General features: G+C 54.4%; 16 protein-coding genes. 2 read left to right on the top strand and 14 right to left on the bottom strand.

Annotated features, from left to right (window positions below):
• Nucleotides 1–46 precede the first annotated feature (46 nt).
• From ACQ76X_RS13180 to ACQ76X_RS13195, 4 genes are all read right to left on the bottom strand, one after another.
• Nucleotides 47–955 (bottom strand): aldo/keto reductase, encoded by a 909-nt coding sequence (locus tag ACQ76X_RS13180; RefSeq protein ID WP_438494377.1) that lies wholly within the window; start codon nt 953–955, stop codon nt 47–49.
• A gap of 127 nt (nt 956–1,082) precedes the next feature.
• Nucleotides 1,083–2,072, bottom strand: a complete 990-nt coding sequence (locus ACQ76X_RS13185; RefSeq protein WP_438494379.1) for an aldo/keto reductase — start codon at nt 2,070–2,072, stop codon at nt 1,083–1,085.
• Between the two features lie 147 nt (nt 2,073–2,219).
• Nucleotides 2,220–3,068 (bottom strand): AraC family transcriptional regulator, encoded by an 849-nt coding sequence (locus ACQ76X_RS13190; RefSeq protein ID WP_438494381.1) that lies wholly within the window; start codon nt 3,066–3,068, stop codon nt 2,220–2,222.
• Between the two features lie 142 nt (nt 3,069–3,210).
• The gene (locus tag ACQ76X_RS13195; protein ID WP_076114424.1) at nt 3,211–3,522 is read right to left on the bottom strand and encodes a (2Fe-2S) ferredoxin domain-containing protein; all 312 of its coding nucleotides are present in this window, start codon (nt 3,520–3,522) and stop codon (nt 3,211–3,213) included.
• Between the two features lie 343 nt (nt 3,523–3,865).
• On the opposite strand from ACQ76X_RS13195, the gene ACQ76X_RS13200 reads away from it, so the two are divergent.
• Nucleotides 3,866–5,041: a YsnF/AvaK domain-containing protein gene (locus ACQ76X_RS13200; RefSeq protein ID WP_438494384.1), complete on the top strand. Its 1,176-nt coding sequence runs from the start codon at nt 3,866–3,868 to the stop codon at nt 5,039–5,041.
• Nucleotides 5,042–5,161: 120 nt separating this feature from the next.
• Here ACQ76X_RS13200 and glpX read toward each other — a convergent pair whose 3' ends face one another.
• The 4 genes from glpX to ACQ76X_RS13220 form a co-directional block, all read right to left on the bottom strand.
• A complete protein-coding gene (gene glpX / locus ACQ76X_RS13205) occupies nt 5,162–6,157 on the bottom strand; it encodes a class II fructose-bisphosphatase (RefSeq protein ID WP_038586750.1) in 996 nt (331 codons plus the stop codon).
• A gap of 14 nt (nt 6,158–6,171) precedes the next feature.
• Nucleotides 6,172–7,014: a pyruvate, water dikinase regulatory protein gene (locus ACQ76X_RS13210; protein ID WP_038586753.1), complete on the bottom strand. Its 843-nt coding sequence runs from the start codon at nt 7,012–7,014 to the stop codon at nt 6,172–6,174.
• Between the two features lie 17 nt (nt 7,015–7,031).
• Nucleotides 7,032–7,652, bottom strand: a complete 621-nt coding sequence (locus tag ACQ76X_RS13215; RefSeq protein WP_052092453.1) for a helix-turn-helix transcriptional regulator — start codon at nt 7,650–7,652, stop codon at nt 7,032–7,034.
• Nucleotides 7,653–7,995: 343 nt separating this feature from the next.
• The gene (locus ACQ76X_RS13220; RefSeq protein WP_438494387.1) at nt 7,996–8,946 is read right to left on the bottom strand and encodes a DMT family transporter; all 951 of its coding nucleotides are present in this window, start codon (nt 8,944–8,946) and stop codon (nt 7,996–7,998) included.
• 186 nt (nt 8,947–9,132) lie between these two features.
• On the opposite strand from ACQ76X_RS13220, the gene ACQ76X_RS13225 reads away from it, so the two are divergent.
• Entirely contained in the window at nt 9,133–10,554 is a 1,422-nt protein-coding gene (locus ACQ76X_RS13225; protein ID WP_438494389.1) for a PLP-dependent aminotransferase family protein, read from the top strand.
• A 1,130-nt stretch (nt 10,555–11,684) separates the two neighbouring features.
• On the opposite strand, the gene cysC is transcribed toward ACQ76X_RS13225, so the two are convergent.
• From cysC to ACQ76X_RS13255, 6 genes are all read right to left on the bottom strand, one after another.
• The gene (cysC, locus tag ACQ76X_RS13230; RefSeq protein WP_438494390.1) at nt 11,685–12,455 is read right to left on the bottom strand and encodes an adenylyl-sulfate kinase; all 771 of its coding nucleotides are present in this window, start codon (nt 12,453–12,455) and stop codon (nt 11,685–11,687) included.
• Nucleotides 12,452–13,324, bottom strand: coding sequence for an STM4011 family radical SAM protein (locus ACQ76X_RS13235; protein WP_438494392.1), 873 nt, complete (start codon nt 13,322–13,324; stop codon nt 12,452–12,454). The genes cysC and ACQ76X_RS13235 overlap by 4 nt, the downstream gene beginning before the upstream one ends.
• Nucleotides 13,321–14,712 carry an STM4012 family radical SAM protein gene (locus ACQ76X_RS13240; protein WP_438494394.1) on the bottom strand — a complete coding sequence of 464 codons (1,392 nt, stop codon included), beginning with the start codon at nt 14,710–14,712 and terminating at the stop codon, nt 13,321–13,323. The genes ACQ76X_RS13235 and ACQ76X_RS13240 overlap by 4 nt, the downstream gene beginning before the upstream one ends.
• A 39-nt stretch (nt 14,713–14,751) precedes the next feature.
• Nucleotides 14,752–15,537, bottom strand: coding sequence for an STM4013/SEN3800 family hydrolase (locus tag ACQ76X_RS13245; RefSeq protein WP_438494395.1), 786 nt, complete (start codon nt 15,535–15,537; stop codon nt 14,752–14,754).
• 64 nt (nt 15,538–15,601) lie between these two features.
• Nucleotides 15,602–16,906, bottom strand: a complete 1,305-nt coding sequence (locus tag ACQ76X_RS13250; RefSeq protein WP_438494397.1) for an STM4014 family protein — start codon at nt 16,904–16,906, stop codon at nt 15,602–15,604.
• Nucleotides 16,879–17,724, bottom strand: a complete 846-nt coding sequence (locus tag ACQ76X_RS13255; RefSeq protein WP_438494399.1) for an STM4015 family protein — start codon at nt 17,722–17,724, stop codon at nt 16,879–16,881. The genes ACQ76X_RS13250 and ACQ76X_RS13255 overlap by 28 nt, the downstream gene beginning before the upstream one ends.
• Between the last annotated feature and the right edge of the window lie 74 nt (nt 17,725–17,798).

Below are 17,798 nucleotides of genomic sequence, written 5' to 3' on the forward strand. Positions count from 1 at the left end.
CGGCTGCGGCAACAGTCAAGGGATAGCCTCTTCTTCGTGTATTGAATTAAAGGTGTACTGTGTAGCGGTTTGGTTTGCTTACGCGACGGACGGCCTCAAGCTCCTGCAGCGAGAGCGGTGAGGCCGTGGCGGCTGCAATATTCAGCTGCAGCTGCTCCAGACTGCTCGCGCCGGGAATGATCGCGGCCACAGCGGGATGCCCCAGCGGATAGTGAAGCGCTGTTTGCGTTAGGGTACGGGAACCAGTGGATTGCTGCATCAAATGCTCCTGTAGCCCAGGCAGTTCTCCGGCTTCATGATCAAGGTACGCTTTGCCTGTGCGGCTGTGCCCATGCTCGGTTAATATGCCCCCGGCCAGCGGCCCCCGAGCGATCAGGCTGATTCCATGCTCCGCCAGTAAAGGCAGGATCTCTTCCTCGGGCCGTCTGTCCAGGATGCTGTATTGGCTCATCACACTAATAATAGCGGAGCGCTGCACGTATTCCCGGATCACATTGGGGCGGATCGAGGAGATCCCGTAATAACGGATGAGGCCTTCCTGCTTCAATTCTTCAAAAGCCTCTATCGTCTCGTCGATGGGGTCTTGGATCGTTCCTCCGTGCAGCTGATAGAGATCGATATAATCTGTCTGCAGCCGGCGAAGGCTCTCTTTTACTGCTGATTTAATATAGGCTTTGGAAGGGTCCCAGCTCCAGCCTTCTTTGCCGGGGATTCTGCGGTTGCCGACCTTCGTAGCCAGGATGACGTCCGCACGCCGATGGCGCACCGCGTTGCCAATGATTTCTTCATTCCGTCCCTCATCATATAGATCCGCAGTATCCAGGAAATTAATGCCCTGCTCCAGCGCTTCGTGAATGATCGCCGCAGCATGAGTCTCATCGGTCCCCAGGGACATGCAGCCAAGGCCCATGGCACTTACATATAAATCAGATTGGCCCAAACGGTTTTTGTTCATTCTGCAACCCTTTCTGTGCTGTTTTTGTGTCCATTATACCATTCCTATGCCAAAAGACGGCCATCGCGCGCCGTCTAGCCTGCTGGCTGTATGGACGCGATTGCCGTTTTTATTGTGATATGCAGGGTTATCCCCGCAGGATCGTTTCGATTTTCTCTAATTCTTCCGCGCTTAGCTCAGGGGCATTCAAGGATGCCACGGCATCTTCGATCTGGCTTACCTTGCTTGCGCCAATCAGTGCCGAGGTGACTTTGCCGCCGCGAAGCACCCACGACAAGGCAAGCTGCGACATCTTCTGGCCGCGTGCGGCAGCCAGTTCATTCAGCTTGCGTACCTTGCCGATGACCTCTTCGGTAATTTCCTTCTCCGAGAGGAATACGCTGGGTCCGGCTGCGCGGGAATCCGCAGTAATTCCGTTCAGATAACGGTCGGTCAGGATGCCTTTTTGCAGCGGCGAGAAGGCGATGGTGCCGACGCCTTCTTCGGCAAGCACATCCTGCAGGCCGTCTTCAATCCAGCGGGACATCATGGAGTAGTTGGGCTGGTGGATCAGGCAAGGTGTGCCCAGACGGCGGAGGATTTGAGCGGCCTCGCGCGCCTGCTCGGCACTGTAGTTGGAAATGCCGACATACAGCGCTTTGCCTTGGCGCACCAGGAGATCCAGCGCACTCATGGTTTCCTCCAGCGGCGTGTTCGGGTCCGGACGGTGATGATAGTAAATATCCACATAATCAAGTCCCAACCGCTTCAAACTCTGATCAAGACTTGCGACGAGGTTTTTCTTCGAGCCCCATTCGCCATAAGGGCCGGGCCACATATAATATCCGGCTTTGCTGGAGATGATCAGCTCATCGCGGTAAGCGGCGAAGTCCTTCTTAAGAATTTGGCCGAAACTCTCCTCGGCAGAACCTGCGGGCGGACCATAGTTGTTGGCGAGGTCGAAATGGGTAATTCCCAGATCGAAGGCCCGCCGGACCATTGCGCGTCCGTTCTCAAAGACGTCATTGCCGCCAAAGTTATGCCACAGCCCGAGCGAAATGGCAGGCAGGAGCAGGCCGCTTCGGCCGGTGCGGTTATATTTCATCTGGTCGTAGCGTTCAGGATTCGCGTTGTACATTTTGTTTTCCTCCTAAAAGTTTTATGGAGCATTACTTTCATACATCCTTCGCAATAAAACTGGCTTCGGAAGCGTTTACTACATTGCCGGGTACGTTCCTATTGTAGCGAAAGCACGGCGACAAACGTATGTCAGCAAGGAAGATGTTTATAGAACAATGTCATTATCGGCATGCTGGAGGCGGTACCCTTTGGGGGAACATCCCTTGACCTTCTTAAACATGCGGGAGAAGAGCAGCGGGTCCTGATAACCGACGGAACGCGAGATCTCACCGATGGTACAATCGGTTTCTGTCAGCAGCTCGCAGGCCTTGGCGATCCGGTAATTTAGCAGATACTGCTGCGGCGGAAGGCCGATGGTCCGTTTAAATAATGCGGATACGTATTTGCGGTCCAGCCTAAGGGAAGATGACATCATCTCCATCGTGACATTTTCACAGTAATGGGCATGCAGGAAGTGGAGACATTGCTCGACGTAAATGCTTTTTTGGCGCGGAATCGGGAATACATCCTTGGCCGCCGGTACCTTGCTCAGCAGGAGAGAGAAGAACTCATACATCATTGCTTTGAGCGGCAGATTCAGGCAATCGCTGCGGTCCGCTGCCTCTGTCAGCCGATCATACAGTGAGGGCATAAGCAGTTCATCCATCGGAAAGACGGGATGCTCCGGCGACAGCGAGGTTTTGGACAGCAAGTGTTCAATTTCTTCTCCGGTAAAAGCAATCCATGAATAATTCCAAGGCGTATCCAGGTCAGCCGCGTAATAAGTCACGATATGCGGATAAGTCAGAAAGGCCTGACCCGCCTGAAGTGTATGTGTCTCTTCACCGACGGCCACCTTGCCGGTACCTTCGTGGATGAAATGGATTTTGTACAAATCGCGTACACAGGGTCCAACGGTATGACCGGGGGCACACTGCTCCCGTCCCCAATAATGAAGATGCAGATCGGAATTCCCCCGGAACGGACGCTGTGAATTATATTTGAATATGGCCATGCTTCAGCCTCTTTCCTGTATGAGGTTGTCCTGGACAACGCCCGGGATATGCTCCCATTATACAATAGATTCGAAACGGCGGATAAACCGCAAAAAGTCCCAGCCCCCTTTTGGAGGGGAGGGACTCGCAGAGCAGGCTGGATTATGCCTCCATTTTCAGCATCACCAGTTCTTCCACAGGCTCGCCGTTTACCAGATGCTCTTCCACGATGCGCGGAACATCGTCTGTCGTCACATTGTAGTACCAGATGCCGTCAGGGTAGACGATAACAAACGGTCCGTTGCCGCATAGCCCGAGACAGCTGGTTTTGTTGATTTTAACTGTCTTATGGATGCCTTGCTCTACCAGCTGTTCCTTGAATGCCTGCATAACATCCTCTACCTCCTGATTGTTGCAGTGCTCGCTGCAGCAGAAGAGCAGATGTTTTTTTAACACCTTTAAACGCATATTCATGGTTAAGCCTCCTCGATCTTGTGTGAATTGTGGACGTATCTTTAGGAGGAGTATAGTCTCTTTTGCAAACTCTGTAATGAGGTTGAGAGCATTGTTCTAAAAGGCTACATATATGAGATAAATCCGGGAGATTAGTGTTAGATTAGTTAACTTTCCAAGCAGATGTTTGAACAAAAAGTGTCATTCCCCTTATTTACCAGTGCATTTCCTGTTTGAGAAATATAATTGAGGACTCTCCTTAAATTTAAAGTAAAGCAGTTTAGCGCATGATCGTTTGGTTAATTAAGAGCTATGAAAGAATGATTATGCAACATCAAACTTTAACTATCAGGAGGGAATCGTTATGAATAAGAAAATAGTAGGTGTATTTTATACCGAGCATGAAGCTTCACGGGCAATTGAAGACTTGAAGAACCAAGGATTTCTGACAGAGGATATCTCCGTGATTGCCAGAAACAAAGAAGATGTTGACGCGATTAATAATGAGATGGGCACCAAGGCGCCAGAGGGTATGGCATCCGGTGCGGCTACCGGCGGTTTGCTGGGCGGTGTCACCGGGCTTCTTGCAGGAATCGGGGCGCTGGCTATACCGGGAATCGGACCGATACTCGCCGCAGGACCGATTGCCGCGACATTGGCAGGAGCTGCTGTTGGTGCAGGAACAGGCGGACTGGTCGGTGGACTGATTGGTCTCGGCATTCCTGAGGATGAAGCGGAAAGTTATGATAATTATGTAGATGAAGGTCGTATTCTGGTTATGGTGGATGCGGATAATACACGGGCCGAAGAAGCATATTCTGTGTTCCGCAGCCACAATTCAGCCAATGCCGACCGTTATATGGATGATAATATTGCAGCAGGAGATGTTACGGGGACGGCCGGCAATTCTTTAACAGACACAGTGGATGCTGCATTTAACGGATCAGGGCTGGAGGGACGTCAGGATACGGGGCTGGATACAATGAATTCTGCTCCTGTTCATGATCTTCCTGAAACACGGGCGCTGGATGATGTGAACCGGCCGGGAATGACAGGGGATGTATATTCCGGAACTCCGGATGGCATAGCGAATTTGGATCGAACCGGATCAGATCCATTCACGGATGAGGATGAAGCCCGCAAGCTGCGCCTGCGTGAGGAACAGCTGGATGTGTCCAAGAACAAGGTGCAGACCGGTGAAGTCCAGGTGCGCAAGGAAATTATTGAAGAGCAGAAAACGATTAATGTACCGGTTACCCATGAGGAGATTGTAATTGAGCGCAGATCCGTCAATAATGACTCAACGGCTACACCCATCGGAAAAGATGAGACGATCCGCATTCCTGTAAGTGAAGAGCAAGTGGAGGTTCGCAAGAACACGGTAGTTACTGGTGAAGTGGACGTTCATAAGCGCGAAGTCCAGGGCACTGAACAGGTTAAGGATACAGTGAAACGTGAGGAAGCCCGGGTGGACAAAACAGGCAAGGTAAAACTTGATTCCAGCGATGAGCTGCTGAGAGATCACAGCCGGATGCATTAAGCGAAAGTTTCCTGGTCACGATAACTGAAAACAAGGTTTCCCCAAGGTCCTTTTCGGGCCCCGGGGAAACCTTGTTTTGATGTTATGAAGGAATATCCTCTGCGCTATAGGTTAGGCCCTTTACATAAAAGCCGCATTCGGTCTGGCCGAGTAGCCCTGCGGAATCTCCTTGCCGGGCAGGAAGTGGATGCTGCGGATATAACGGATCGTCCGGCTCTGTGACCGCATGATGACAGAATGTGTCTCGGCGCGTTCCTTGCCGATGAAGCGGACTCCGTTCAGGAATTCACCGGAGGTGACCCCGGTGGCGGCAAAGATAACATCGCCCGTCCCGACCATATCCTCCATGGACAGAATGCGTGTCGGATTGTCGATGCCCATATGCAGGCAGCGCTGCATCTCAAAAGGGCCCTCCGGCAGCAGTCTTCCCTGGAGCTCTCCGCCGAGGCATTTCAGCGCGGCGGCGGCAAGCACGCCTTCGGGCGCTCCGCCGGAGCCCATGTACAGATCCACATCGCTGTCCGGCAGCGCGGCGGCGATAGCCCCGGCCACATCACCGTGGCCGATCAGCTTGATTCGTACGCCCGCTTCGCGCAGGCTGCGGATCAGTTCCTCATGCCGCTTGCGGTCAAGCACCATCACCGTCAGCTCGGAGAGCGATTTGCCGGTGATCATGCTGGCCTTGCGCAGCGTAACCCCGGCAGGATCTGCGAGGCTGAGCCTGCCGGCCAGCTCGGGGCCGCAGGCGAGCTTCTCCATGTAAATGTCGGGAGCATGCAGCAGGCTGCCCCGGTCGGCAATGGCAATCACCGACTGGGCGTTGTGCAGTCCGCAGGCTACCACCTCGGTGCCCTCCAGCGGATCAACAGCCACATCAACGGAAGGGCCGCTTTTGTTCCCGACCCGTTCTCCGATGTAGAGCATCGGTGCTTCATCCATCTCGCCTTCGCCAATGACGACAGTCCCGTCAATGGAGACGGAATCGAACATGGAACGGATAGCAGTCGTAGCAGCATCATCCGCCGCATGTTTATCGCCCCGGCCAATCCAGCGGGCCGAGGATAAAGCGCCCAATTCAGTTACCCGTACAATCTCCAGTGCCAATTCGCGTTCCATATGCTTTCCCTCCATTACATTTTTAGTGTGGATGTTTCCGGTGTTTCCGGAGAATCGGAGATATACCCCATAATAATTCCCGCTGTCTCCTCAATGGCTTTGTTCGTAATATCTATGACGGGGCAGCCCAGCTTGGCAAAAAGCCCTGCTGCATACTCCGTCTCTTCCTGAATGCGTTCAAGGCTGGCATATTGGGAGCCTGCCGGCAACCCCAGCATCTTAAGGCGTTCCGAACGGATCTTCAGCATATATTCCGGCTTCATCGTAAGGCCGATGATCCGGTTCGGCGGCAGACTCATCAACTGCTGCGGCGGGCCAATCTCGGGGACAACAGGGTAATTGACGACCTTCTTGCCCCGGTGGGCCAGAAAAATGCTGAGCGGAGTCTTGGAGGTACGGGACATGCCTAGCAGCACAATATCGGCCTTAAGCATCGCGCCAAGATCGCGTCCGTCATCACTGGCAACCGTGAATTCGATCGCTTCGATCCGCTGGAAATAATCTTCGTCGAGCTGATGCAGCAGTCCCGGCCGGGCCTGAGGCGCATCGTCGAAAGTGTCGATGAAGGCCTGCATCATCGGGCCCATAATATCGACAATCCTCAGGTCAAGCCGGACAGCCTCTTCACGGATCATCTCCCGGAGCTCCGGCTGGACCAGTGTATAGGCGACAAAACCTTGCAGCTGCGCCGTTTCCTCCATCAGTTTCCGCAGTTCGTCCTCATGTCTTACATTGCCATATCTTCTGATGGTAACCCGCTGATTCTGAAATTGGTGAATGACAGCCTGCACAACCGCCTCCGCCGTATCTCCTATCGAATCTGAGCAGATCGTAATGAAGTGTGAAGATTGCTCCATGCGTTTCGATTCCTCCGTTATCCTTTGGCTTCTAGATCGAGGAGAAGCTTTACGATGGAGGTTTTGGTCAGGCGCCCTACCACGTCAAGCTTGGGGCCGGTTTCCTCCGTGCCGCTGGGCACAACCACCGGCAGACTGTCTACCTCGTGAACAATCATTTTATGCGCGGCCTCAAGCACCGGGTCATCGGGAGAAACGGTTACTACCTTGGGCTGGCGGGTCATTACCATACTCACCGGCATGGATACTGCGCCGGGATTGCCGAGCGTTACCTTCAGAAAATCTTTGCGTGAGGCGACACCGGCTAGTTTGCCGTCGCCATCGCAAATAATAAGCGTGCCGACATCCTGCAGGAACAGCGTAACCACGGCATCCTGAATGGTTGTCGTCTCGCGGATAATAATCGGGATACTCTGGATATCCCTGACTCTGGTTTCCTGCAGCAGAGAGCTGCTGCCTTGACGCTGAGCTGCTTTCTTGCCGGGGAAATATCCGACCTTTGGCTTGGCATCAATGTATTCCAGCATGACCAGGATGGACAGGTCGTTGCGGATGGTCGGCCGGCTGAGATTCAGGGTTTCCGCAATTTGGTCGCCGGTAATCGGCGCTCTTTTTTTTACAATGTCAATGATTTGCATTTGACGGGATGTCAGTTCAATCACAGGTTTCCTCCACTTTCCGGATACAATCAGGTGCTCCTCTATAGAAAAGGAGTTCTGTTAAGTAAGATCCCCCTTTCAATTAGACGTCCTAATGGTAATAAAATCCCCTAACTTGGTTATATAATACGCAATAATAATCAATTATGCAACATATAGTATGTCATATATAATGTTTTTTTTTGAATTTTCATTCCAGCCATGAGGAACAGTAATGAAGGGAGCTGCGTTGAGAAATAGGGAAGGACAACAACAGAACAGCCTGAAGCCCATTTTTTTTCAGGGGTCCAGGCTGTTCTGTTGTTTAGGAAATATACAATATTTATTCCTGTGGAAGAGCCTCAATGTTTCCTTTTTGAAGAATCGGGGCAGGCGGTTTTTGTTTGAAAATCAGTTGTTTCAGCGCTCCCGCATTCACAAGCACGGTTCCGGCAATGATGGTGAATACCCCGAGGACGGTTATCCAGCTTACAGCTTCCCCGTAGAATACAAGACCCACACCAACGGCGATCGGCGGCGAAATATACAGCCAAGTCGACGGGAAAACGGGATTCGTCTTGGCGACGAGCCAGTAGAACAAGGTGTGTCCAACCATGGAGCCGACAACGGTCAGGTAGAGCAGCGAGCCGGCGGTTTTGAACGAGAGCAGAAACCCGGGATGCACATTTTCGGTGAAAAGCGACAGGATGAACAGGAGCGCTCCGCCATATATCATTTGTGCTGCATTCAGCGCGACGGGTGAAACCTCGGAGAAGGTTGTAGTTACTTTTTTGGAGTGAATTGCCCCCGCCGCATAGCAGCATTCCCCAATCAGCACGGCAGCGCAGCCGATGAGCCACAAGGGGGAGACATCAATCGCCAGACTGGGCAGAACCAGCAGCAGAACGCCGGTGAAGCCGATGATACAGCCGTAGATCGAATACGACGGAGCTTTTTGACGGAACAAAGCGGTCTGCAGCAGCAGAATCATCATCGGTCCGGTAGCTGACAGCCCGGCGGCAAGACCGGAGGATACATATTGCTCCGCCCAGTACAGCCCGGCGAAGGTTCCGAAGGTCAGCGCGGCGCCGGTGAATAGCATCTCTTTGCGCAGCAGCAGGGAGAAGCTTGCTTTGCCTTTCCAGACCATCCAGAGGAACAATATTGCCCCTGCCATAAAGAAACGGATTCCTGCTGAGAAAAAAGGCGGTGCTCCGGCATCCACACCAATTTTAATCGCTAAAAAGGTAGTGCCAAAGATCAGACAGACAAGAGAGTAAGCCAACAGAATCATATCCAGTTCCCCTTTATAAAGTTAATATGGCAGCCCAGTTGAAGCATTTTGTTAATCATATAGGGGTGGGGACAGAACAGATTGCAGACAGCAGAACAGATGAGAGGAATAATGAGGTACAATACGGGAAAGAGGATTTGCAGAAGAGGCTGCAATATGCGGTTATCACAGGGAGGGTGGATTACGATGAAAAAAGCTACGGGAGCGGACCAAAGCCATCCCTTGTTCCGCCAAATCTGCGAATTCATACTGAACCGGATGGAACGGGGGGAATGGAAGGCGCATGATAAGCTGCCCTCGATCCGTCTGCTGGCGGAAGAGCTGAAGGTGCACCGGCTGACGGTATTTAAGGCTTACCGGGTGCTGACTGAGGACGGCAAGGTCTATGTGAAAGACAAATCCGGTTATTATGTATCTCCGGGCGACAGGGCGCTGGGCGATGGTTCAAGCGAAGGGGCAGCGGTAGCCACTTATTCACTGACGAATCCCTTATCTGATATCCAGCGGATGCCGGTCCAATACCAATTTTCGCAGGCGCTTATTGATCCTAATCTGCTGCCGAACCTGTTCCTGTCCGATTATGTGAAAAAAGTGTTTGACCTTTATCCGAAGGTCATGGGAACCTATTCCTCTGTTCAGGGCGATGAGGAGCTGCGCGAAACGTTGAGCCGCCATTTCCACGATCAGCACCGGCTGCAGCTGTCGCCGGAGGAGCTGCTGATCACCTCGGGTGCGCAGCAGGCGATCAATCTGATCGCCGGTATTGTGCTCGGGCCGATGGACAATGTGCTGGTGGAGCGCCCGACGTACAGCGTGGCTATGGATATTTTTCGCCGGGCCGGTGCACGGCTTATACCAGTGGAGATTACACCGCAGGGCTATGATCTGGAGGCGGTGGAGGAGCTGATGCGCAGGCACAAGCCGCGGATGTTCTACATGAACCCGACCCATCACAATCCGACCGGATATACCGTTCCGGCGCGGCAGCGCAAGCTGATGGTTGAGCTGGCAGAGCGGTACCGCTGCCTGCTGGTGGAGGATGATCCCTTCCGCGATATGTATTTCGGGGAGAAGCCGCCGCCGCCGTTTTTTGCCTATGATACGGAGGGCTGGGTCATTTATATCAGCAGCTTCAGCAAGTATGTCGCTCCAGGCCTGCGCATCTGTGCGGTCGCCTGCCGTTATCCGTTTATGGAGCGGCTGATTACCGCCAAATCGCTGGCCGATAACGGGACTCCGCTGCTTAACCAGAAGATTTTCCTGCACTATTACACCTCGCCGCGGCTGCAGCAGCATCTCGGCAAGCTGCGCATTGCGCTCCAGGTGCATAAGGAAATTGCGGAGGAGGAGCTGGCGTCTGCCAACTGGGTGTGGACAGCGCCGCAGGGCGGGCTGAACCTGTGGGTGAAGCTGCCCGAATCCATCTCTGTGGCAGCGTTGTTTGACCGCAGTATGGAACAGTCGATCTCCTTCATACCGGGAGAAATTTGCGATCCGCTCGGTGAAATGAAATCCTGGCTGCGGCTCAGCTATTCCTTTGCCAGCGAAGGTGTGCTGCGTGAGGGCATCCGGCGTCTGGTGATGCTTGCCGGACAATTAGAAAAATGAACAAGATTGTAGATGAGAGCGCATGTGAAGGGGTATGGAGAAGAGTGTGATAAGGTGCGTATAAGAGTACCATGGGAAGTGTGTGATCAGAGGTGCGTAGTAAAGTGTGTATAAGAGCACCATGGAGAAGAGTGTATAAGAGTACCATGGAGAAGTGTGTGATAAGGGTACATTGAAGTGCGCGAGGCGTCGCTTGGTGATGTTCACGAGGAGTCGTATTGAGAAATGTGAGAGGATGCACAGAAGTTAGCGTTGGGAGTAGAGCGATCTGTGCTGTGGGGTTTAATAGTAACCTGCTGCTGCCGAGTATGTATTACTCTAACTGGACTCCAGTGCAGCTATTTGCAGTAAATGCTCCATTTCAGGAGTGTTGCGGACCCCAGCACCGTTATTCATACGATTTCCTGCAGCTGATTGGCTTTTTTCAGCAAATAACGTCACTCCAGTCCGGAAGGTATGGAAATAGGCCAAAGTCAGCACAATAGCGGCTTTCCTGTCCGCTTGGAATTGGAAGGGAACAGGAAAGACAGGATTGTGGAGGAACGTAACAAAAATCCACAGTAGCGGAGTCTGACTCAGATAACACCGAAAGCTCCGAAAGCACCTGTGACCAGTTGAAGAAAGCACAACAGTAGCGATAGCACAGATGTACCATCAAGCAAGCATCCAGAAGCGCAGCAGCGCCTCAACTAAATAGGCATTGCGAAGCGCAACAGTGCCTCGACTAAGCAGGCGCCCAGGAATTAGTGTCTCAACTAAGCAGGCATCCAGAAGCGCGCATCAGCGACTCAACTAAGGAGGCCTCGAGAATCGCATCAGTGTCTCAACTAAATAGGCCTCGAGAATCGCATCAGTGTGTCAACTAAGCAGGCATCCAGAATCGCGCATCAGCGACTCAACTAAGGAGGCCTCGAGAAGCGCATCAGTGTCTCAACTAAGCAGGCCTCGAGAAGCGCATCAGCGACTCAACCAAACAGGCCTCTAGAAGCGCACATCAGCGACTCAACTAAGCAGGTGCCCAGAAGCGCATCAGCGTCTCAACTAAGCAGGCGCCCAGGCATTAGTGCCTCATCCATAAGCACCCAGACCCGAAGCGCCCTGTCCGAGCAAGCAGACAGGGCGCTTCGGGTCTATTTATTAAGTGTACGCAGGGTCCCGCTTTGTGCTAACCAGGACCATAACTCATTCACGCTTTCCTCCGGCGTCTGCTCGGCTGTGCGGAGCGTTAACTCTGGGCTGACAGGCGCCTGGTAAGGATCAGAAATACCGGTGAAGGAGGGGATTTCGCCCCGGCGGGCCTTGGCGTACAGCCCTTTGACATCCCGCGACTCGCAGATTTCTAAAGGGCAATCTACATAGAATTCTGCGAAACCGGGCAGCGACTGGCGGGCATAGTCGCGCATTTCCGCATAAGGGCTGATGACCGAGACCACTGAAATGACGCCATGCCGGTTCAGCATTCCGGCGACGTAGACGGCCCGGCGGATATTCTCGAACCGGTCTTCCCGGCTGAAGCCGAGGCCTTGTCCGAGCGCACGCCTCAGCTCATCTCCGTCGAGCCATTCGGCAGCCAGACCCTGTTCCCTCAGTCTGTCCGTCAGAAGCGAGGCAATCGTTGATTTGCCCGCCCCGGACAAGCCGGTGAGCCACAGAGTCATTCCGTGACCTGAACGAATCCCTGCAACTTCGTGCGTTGCTCCAAACCCGGTGCCCTCGTGCTTTACTCCAAGTCCAGTACCTGCTCCATGTCCCACACCTTTGTGTTTTACTCCAACTCCAGCATCTGCTCCACGCCCCGAACCGTCGCACTCAACTCGAAACTCAGCACTTTCTTGGGCTGCTTCCAAATCGACACCTTCGTACTCTACTCCAACCTCAGCACTTTCGCGACTAGCTCTCATCCTTGCACCTCCGCGATTCCGTAGGGTATTCGTTCCAGCAGGCCGGAGCCGTAAATCTGCTTCAGCCGGAGCCCGGGCATGTGGATGTAACCGATATAGCAGTCGCAGAAGTTCATGCGGCAGCTCCGCTCCGCAGCGAGGCCTTCCAGGCCGTCACGGTAGAGGTTGCCGATGACGCCCCTGTCCTTATAGCAGCGTTTTACTATACCGGGTCCCTGCACATAGAACACATTGCTGCCGGCGTTGCAGAGTTTCCCCAGGCTTTCATAGTCGACTGTATTGATATGAAAATGCGGATCAATGCCGCCGAGAAAGGCGAGATCTTCCGGTGTGTAATAATCCGGTTTGTCTTTGTAGGCATTCACCCACAGATAGACATCATCCGGCAGGGCGGCCCGCAGCGAAGCAATTGCCGGAAAGGCGCTGCGCAGACCCACACTGCCGACACTGAAGGGAATGCCCTGCTTATAGACAGCCATACATTGGGCCAGAAACCGCTCCTCCCGCACCTGGCCCGGGTGATAGGTAGCCCAGAAGGCAGCCGTGGCCGGGTTCAGCTCCGGGATAAAATCCAGGCTGGCCGACAGGTTGGTCTGGATAGCCACCTTTTCCACATGGGGGAGATGCGAGAGGGTGATCAGCGCTTCTTTATACCAGCGGTGAATCAGTCCTTCACCGTAAGGATTGAAGAAGATCGACAGCCGGTGGCCTGCCGCACCTTGCTCCGCAGCCCAGCGGACAAAGGTCTCCAGTCCTTCGCGGTCCTTGGCAAGCGTAGCGGCGCTGTCTCTCGTCTTGCCGAACGGACAGTAGGGACAATCATAATTGCAGGAGGTGAGGGCCCCGCGGTAGTAGAGGACGGCATTCATGGCAAAATGAATCCTTCCATACGTTCCCTGATTTCACCCGAGATGAACCAGTCGCCGATGGAGTCCGAGTAGCCCAGACCCTCAGCGGTTAACCGCAGGATACCTTCCTCTACTTCGCCCAGACCACTTTGAAGCAGCAGGTCAAGCTCAGGATAATCATTCCACAGCGAAGCCGAGAAACGTCCGCTGTAGTCGGCCAGCTTCAGCCCCTCGCTGTGCAGCACAGCTTTCAGAATGAAGCGCCGTTTCTGTTCTTCCCGGCTTAGCACAATGCCGTAATCGGCCGTGTCATAAGACTCGGACGACACATAATCGGCAATGATGCTCTCCGTTGCTTTGCGGCTGACGCCGTAGCGGGAGGCGTAGTGCACCTCCCGCGTATAGGAACGGGCTCCGCAGCCGAGGCCGACCATCCCCTCCTCCTGACAGCTGTAGTCGAGGATGGCTTTGCTGGTGCCTGCCGTTTCCTTAGCGAAGCGGCGCATGGAATACTGGCGGTAGCCGTGCTCTGCGAGGAGCTGGCAAGCAGCAGTATAGCAATCATGGCGGAGATCCTGCTGGCGCAGCAGATCTCCGGGCTTAACAATGGTATGCTCGCGGGTGTAGAGCGGATAGAGAAAAATCTCCTCCGGTTCATACAGGAGCGCCTCCTTCAGCGAATAGAGCCAGGACTCCACGCTCTGGCCCGGAAGCCCGTAGATGAGATCCAGATTCAGGATGGGGAATTGATATTTCCCCAGCAGCTCCAGTGCCCGGTATACCACCTCAGGGTTCTGCGGACGGTAGATGGCTGCCGATTCGGCAGCGACAAAGCTCTGAATGCCCATGCTAACCCGGTCCACGGTATTGTCCTTCAGGACGGCAAGCTTCTCTTCCGTAATTGTCTCGGGTGAGGTTTCGACTGAGATTGAAGCAAGGGCGGTGTCCAGGCCCATGATCTCCCGGGCGATCCGGAACAGCCGGCTTAGCTGCGGGGCGGCCAGCAGGGTTGGCGTACCGCCGCCGATAGCGAACCGGGCATACGGCTTATGGCCGGTAAAGGCCGACCACTGCTTTGCCTGCCGTTCCAGCGCATCCACATAGGTGGCGTGGACATCTGCACGTTTGTCCGGCAGGGTGAAGAGGTTGCAGAAGCCGCAGCGTGCGCCGCAGAACGGAATATGCATATAGAGAAAAAAAGAATCCGCAGGCTCTTCCAGCCACAGCTGTTCCAGCGGAATAGGAGGCTGGAATTCACGATAGGCTGTCTTGTGCGGATAGGAATAGAGATAATTGCGGTAAGGGTTAGCGGTAATCTGCTCTCTCCAGCGCTTAAGCTCCTCCGAAGAGAGAGACGGTCTTACGTCGTTGTCATTAGGATGCTGCAGGAAATTGCCGGTTGACGTCATACGTTTCTCCTTTCTTCCGGGTTGAACCGGGCTGTTGATCTAGAGGATGAATTCCCGGTAAGGGACATTCCACACGGTCTCATGTGCCAGACGGTGTCCCTGATAGCCATCTTCCCCATAGGCTGTGCCGTGGTCCGAGAAGGCCAGGCAGAAGACCGGATTGCCACGTTCGCGAAAGCGCTCAAACAGGCGCCCCAGCTCTCCGTCGGCATAACGCAGTGCGGCACGCTGGCTGTCCACGGAATCCTTCCGGGCACCTGGAAGGAAGAAATGGTTCGGCCCGTGGATGGCTGACACATTGAGGAACAGGAACAGCCTTTGATCCAGCGGGGTATCGTTCAGCACCTTCAGGGCGTGGTTCACCTGATGCTCCGTGGAGCGCGGGTTCGTGACACCGAAGGTCATCCGCCAGTAGCTCTGCTGGAAATAACCGGGCAGTACGCGGGCAAGCGGGACCTTTTTAGTGAAAAAAATAACCCCGCCAATACATACCGTACGGTAGCCCTCGGCAGCAAGCCCTGATACAAGATCTGGCGTGTCGAACAGCCAGGTGTGCGGATGGGTCTTCATCCCGGTATTTCTGGAATGGAACAGCCTCACATGCGAAGCTTTGTACGTGTCTGCGGGAGTCGGCAGGAAACCGCCGAAGAAGGCATGATGTGCGGCATAAGTGAAGCTGCCGGGCGTATGCCTTTTCTCCCAGGAACCGGTGCCGCACAGATTGGGGCAGTTCTCTTCCTCCAGAACGGCAGCATCGTAGCGCAAGGTATCCAGTGTGATCATCAGGATGTCATGGGTGCCAACAATGGCATTCATATCTGTCATAACCGTTATAAGCGCCCTTTCTTAATAGATATGGATTAAAAATAGCAATACGCTATAAGGTCTCTCATTCATGATTCGCAATGGCATTCAGCTTTTTCATTTCCCATTCATAGGTGCCGCAGCCGTCATATTCCACATCGTAGAGTAAGTCGCCAAAAGGATTTACGTCCGCAGCATAAGTGCGCCGGGAACTGCCTGAGGATACCAGGATATCAATCCCGGCAACAGCCGAGCGGGGGAAGGCGGCAAGGGCCTGCACGGCTGTACGCCGTACCTGCTCCTGCACCTCTTCCGTGAGCCCGGCTTCTGCGGGAGACATCCGCTGGCTGCGCAGATGCAGGTTCGTAATGGGCGTGGTGCTGACCCGGGCAACGGAATGGCAGGCTTCTCCAAGCACGACAAGCTGGCGGATGTCGAACGAAACTCCAGCTGTGCCCGGCTTGGGAATCCATTGCTCAGCATACGCGCCATGACTGTAGAGCCAGTTGATGATTCCGGACAGGACAGCGGAGTCGGTATAACGCCGCAGTTTCCCTGAATTATAGTACACGGGAGGGCGAGTGATGTACTGCTCAACCCCGATAGTAGTCACAGCGATTTCGGCTCCCGTAGCGGGATTGATCTGATAGGCGATGACGCCGGAAGCGGCAGAGCCGCAGGACAGCTTGATGAATACCCGGTGCATCCGCTCCGTGATCATCAGCTCCCGCAGGGACGCATAGTCTGACGGAGGATGTCCGCCGCCCAGGGGCCGGGGCACCGGAACACCGGCCTCAGCCAGAATCTGCTGAGTCCGGCGTTTGTCGGTCATGGCGGCAATATCCCCGGGATGGTTCTGCCACCGGGCTTCAGGCATCAGCGCTGCGGCCTCGCGCTGAAGCCTGGCCAGCAGCCGGCAGTAGCCGCGGAACCATTGAGATGGATGATGCAGCACGCCGGGCATGTCCTTCAGCCGCCCGGCAGCCTGGAGACTCAGCGGACGGGGATCAGGATGATGCCCGAAGGGGTGCAGCGAGTCATCCTGCTCCCCGGCATCCGGTGCGCCCAAGGCAATGAGGGCCTGCTCAATCTCGAAGCTGCCGCCGGGTGAATCCAGCCGCAGGAGAGGCGGAGCTGCTGCCGGACCTGAACCGGAAGGCGCTGGCCACAGGCCCGACCGCCCGCTGGTCTGCAAGTGCAGCGCCTGCTCCAGCAGCTCGGCGAGCGAACTTCCCCGCAGCAGCTCCGAGTACGGGATGAGCAGGGCCGGGGGCATCCCGAGGCGGCTCCGCGCCTGCTGGATGCCGTCCGAGCGCCTGTCGCCGGGACAACTTAGCAGGATCAGCGGCTGCGGTTCCTGCATCATTCGGTGATGGAAGGATAACGCCAATCTTCCTCGTCATCGCTTTTTTGCTGGTCGCTGACATCGGCCGGCAGGCCGCTTGCCTTCCAGCGGGCAATCATTTCATTCGACATATAATGATAGCTCAGGTTCAGTGCCTGCAGGCCTTTAATCCGCTCGCTGGCCAGCAGCGCCTCTGCACCTTTGTCACTGAGCGTTCCAAGCGAAAGGTCCAGCGTATGCAGCTGGTCCAGAATGGGTGCATCGGCCACGGCCGCAGCGATTTCATCCTGAATTTCACTGTTTTTCAGTCCCAGATAGGTAAGCTTGGGGAACTTATCCGGCTGGATCAGCGGGTAGAGATCTTCCAGTCCGCCATCAAAGCCATAGTTGTCCACGCCAAGGTACAGCTCCAGCTTGCGCAGATTCGGCAAATGTCCTGCGGCGATTTCTGCCAGAACGCTTTTGCCAAGTCCGCCGGTAATAATAATCAGTTCCTCCAGCTTGTCATGCTGCAGACTGCTGAGGCTCAGAGCATTTCCGCCTTGAATGGTGAGTGACTGAAGCTCCGGATAAGCGGGGAGCAGCGGGGAAAGATCGCTTTGTGTAATCCACGAAATTTCGCATTCTTCATAACCCATCTCCCCGATAAACAGCTTGCGAAGAGCCGGAAAGCTTCCTCTGTATTTCACAAGGGCTGATACAACCTCCTCGGAGCTGTTCTCATAGGCCTGTCCCCAATCCCCAATGATGAGGCTGGTTAGTTGCGCAGCTTCAGGACTTGCGCTCAAGCGTTCAATCTCCGTGCCTATTCTTTGACCTTCTTCAAATTCGTCGTACCCGACAGTAAGCTTTACTTCCGTCATTAACATTCCCTCCCGGAAAAATATGGCTTCAATTTCACCCTAACATCTGGGAAGGGGGGAGTCAAATTACGGGA

It is taken from the genome of Paenibacillus sp. IHBB 3054 (genome assembly GCF_051594305.1).
Lineage (GTDB): Bacteria > Bacillota > Bacilli > Paenibacillales > Paenibacillaceae > Paenibacillus_AQ.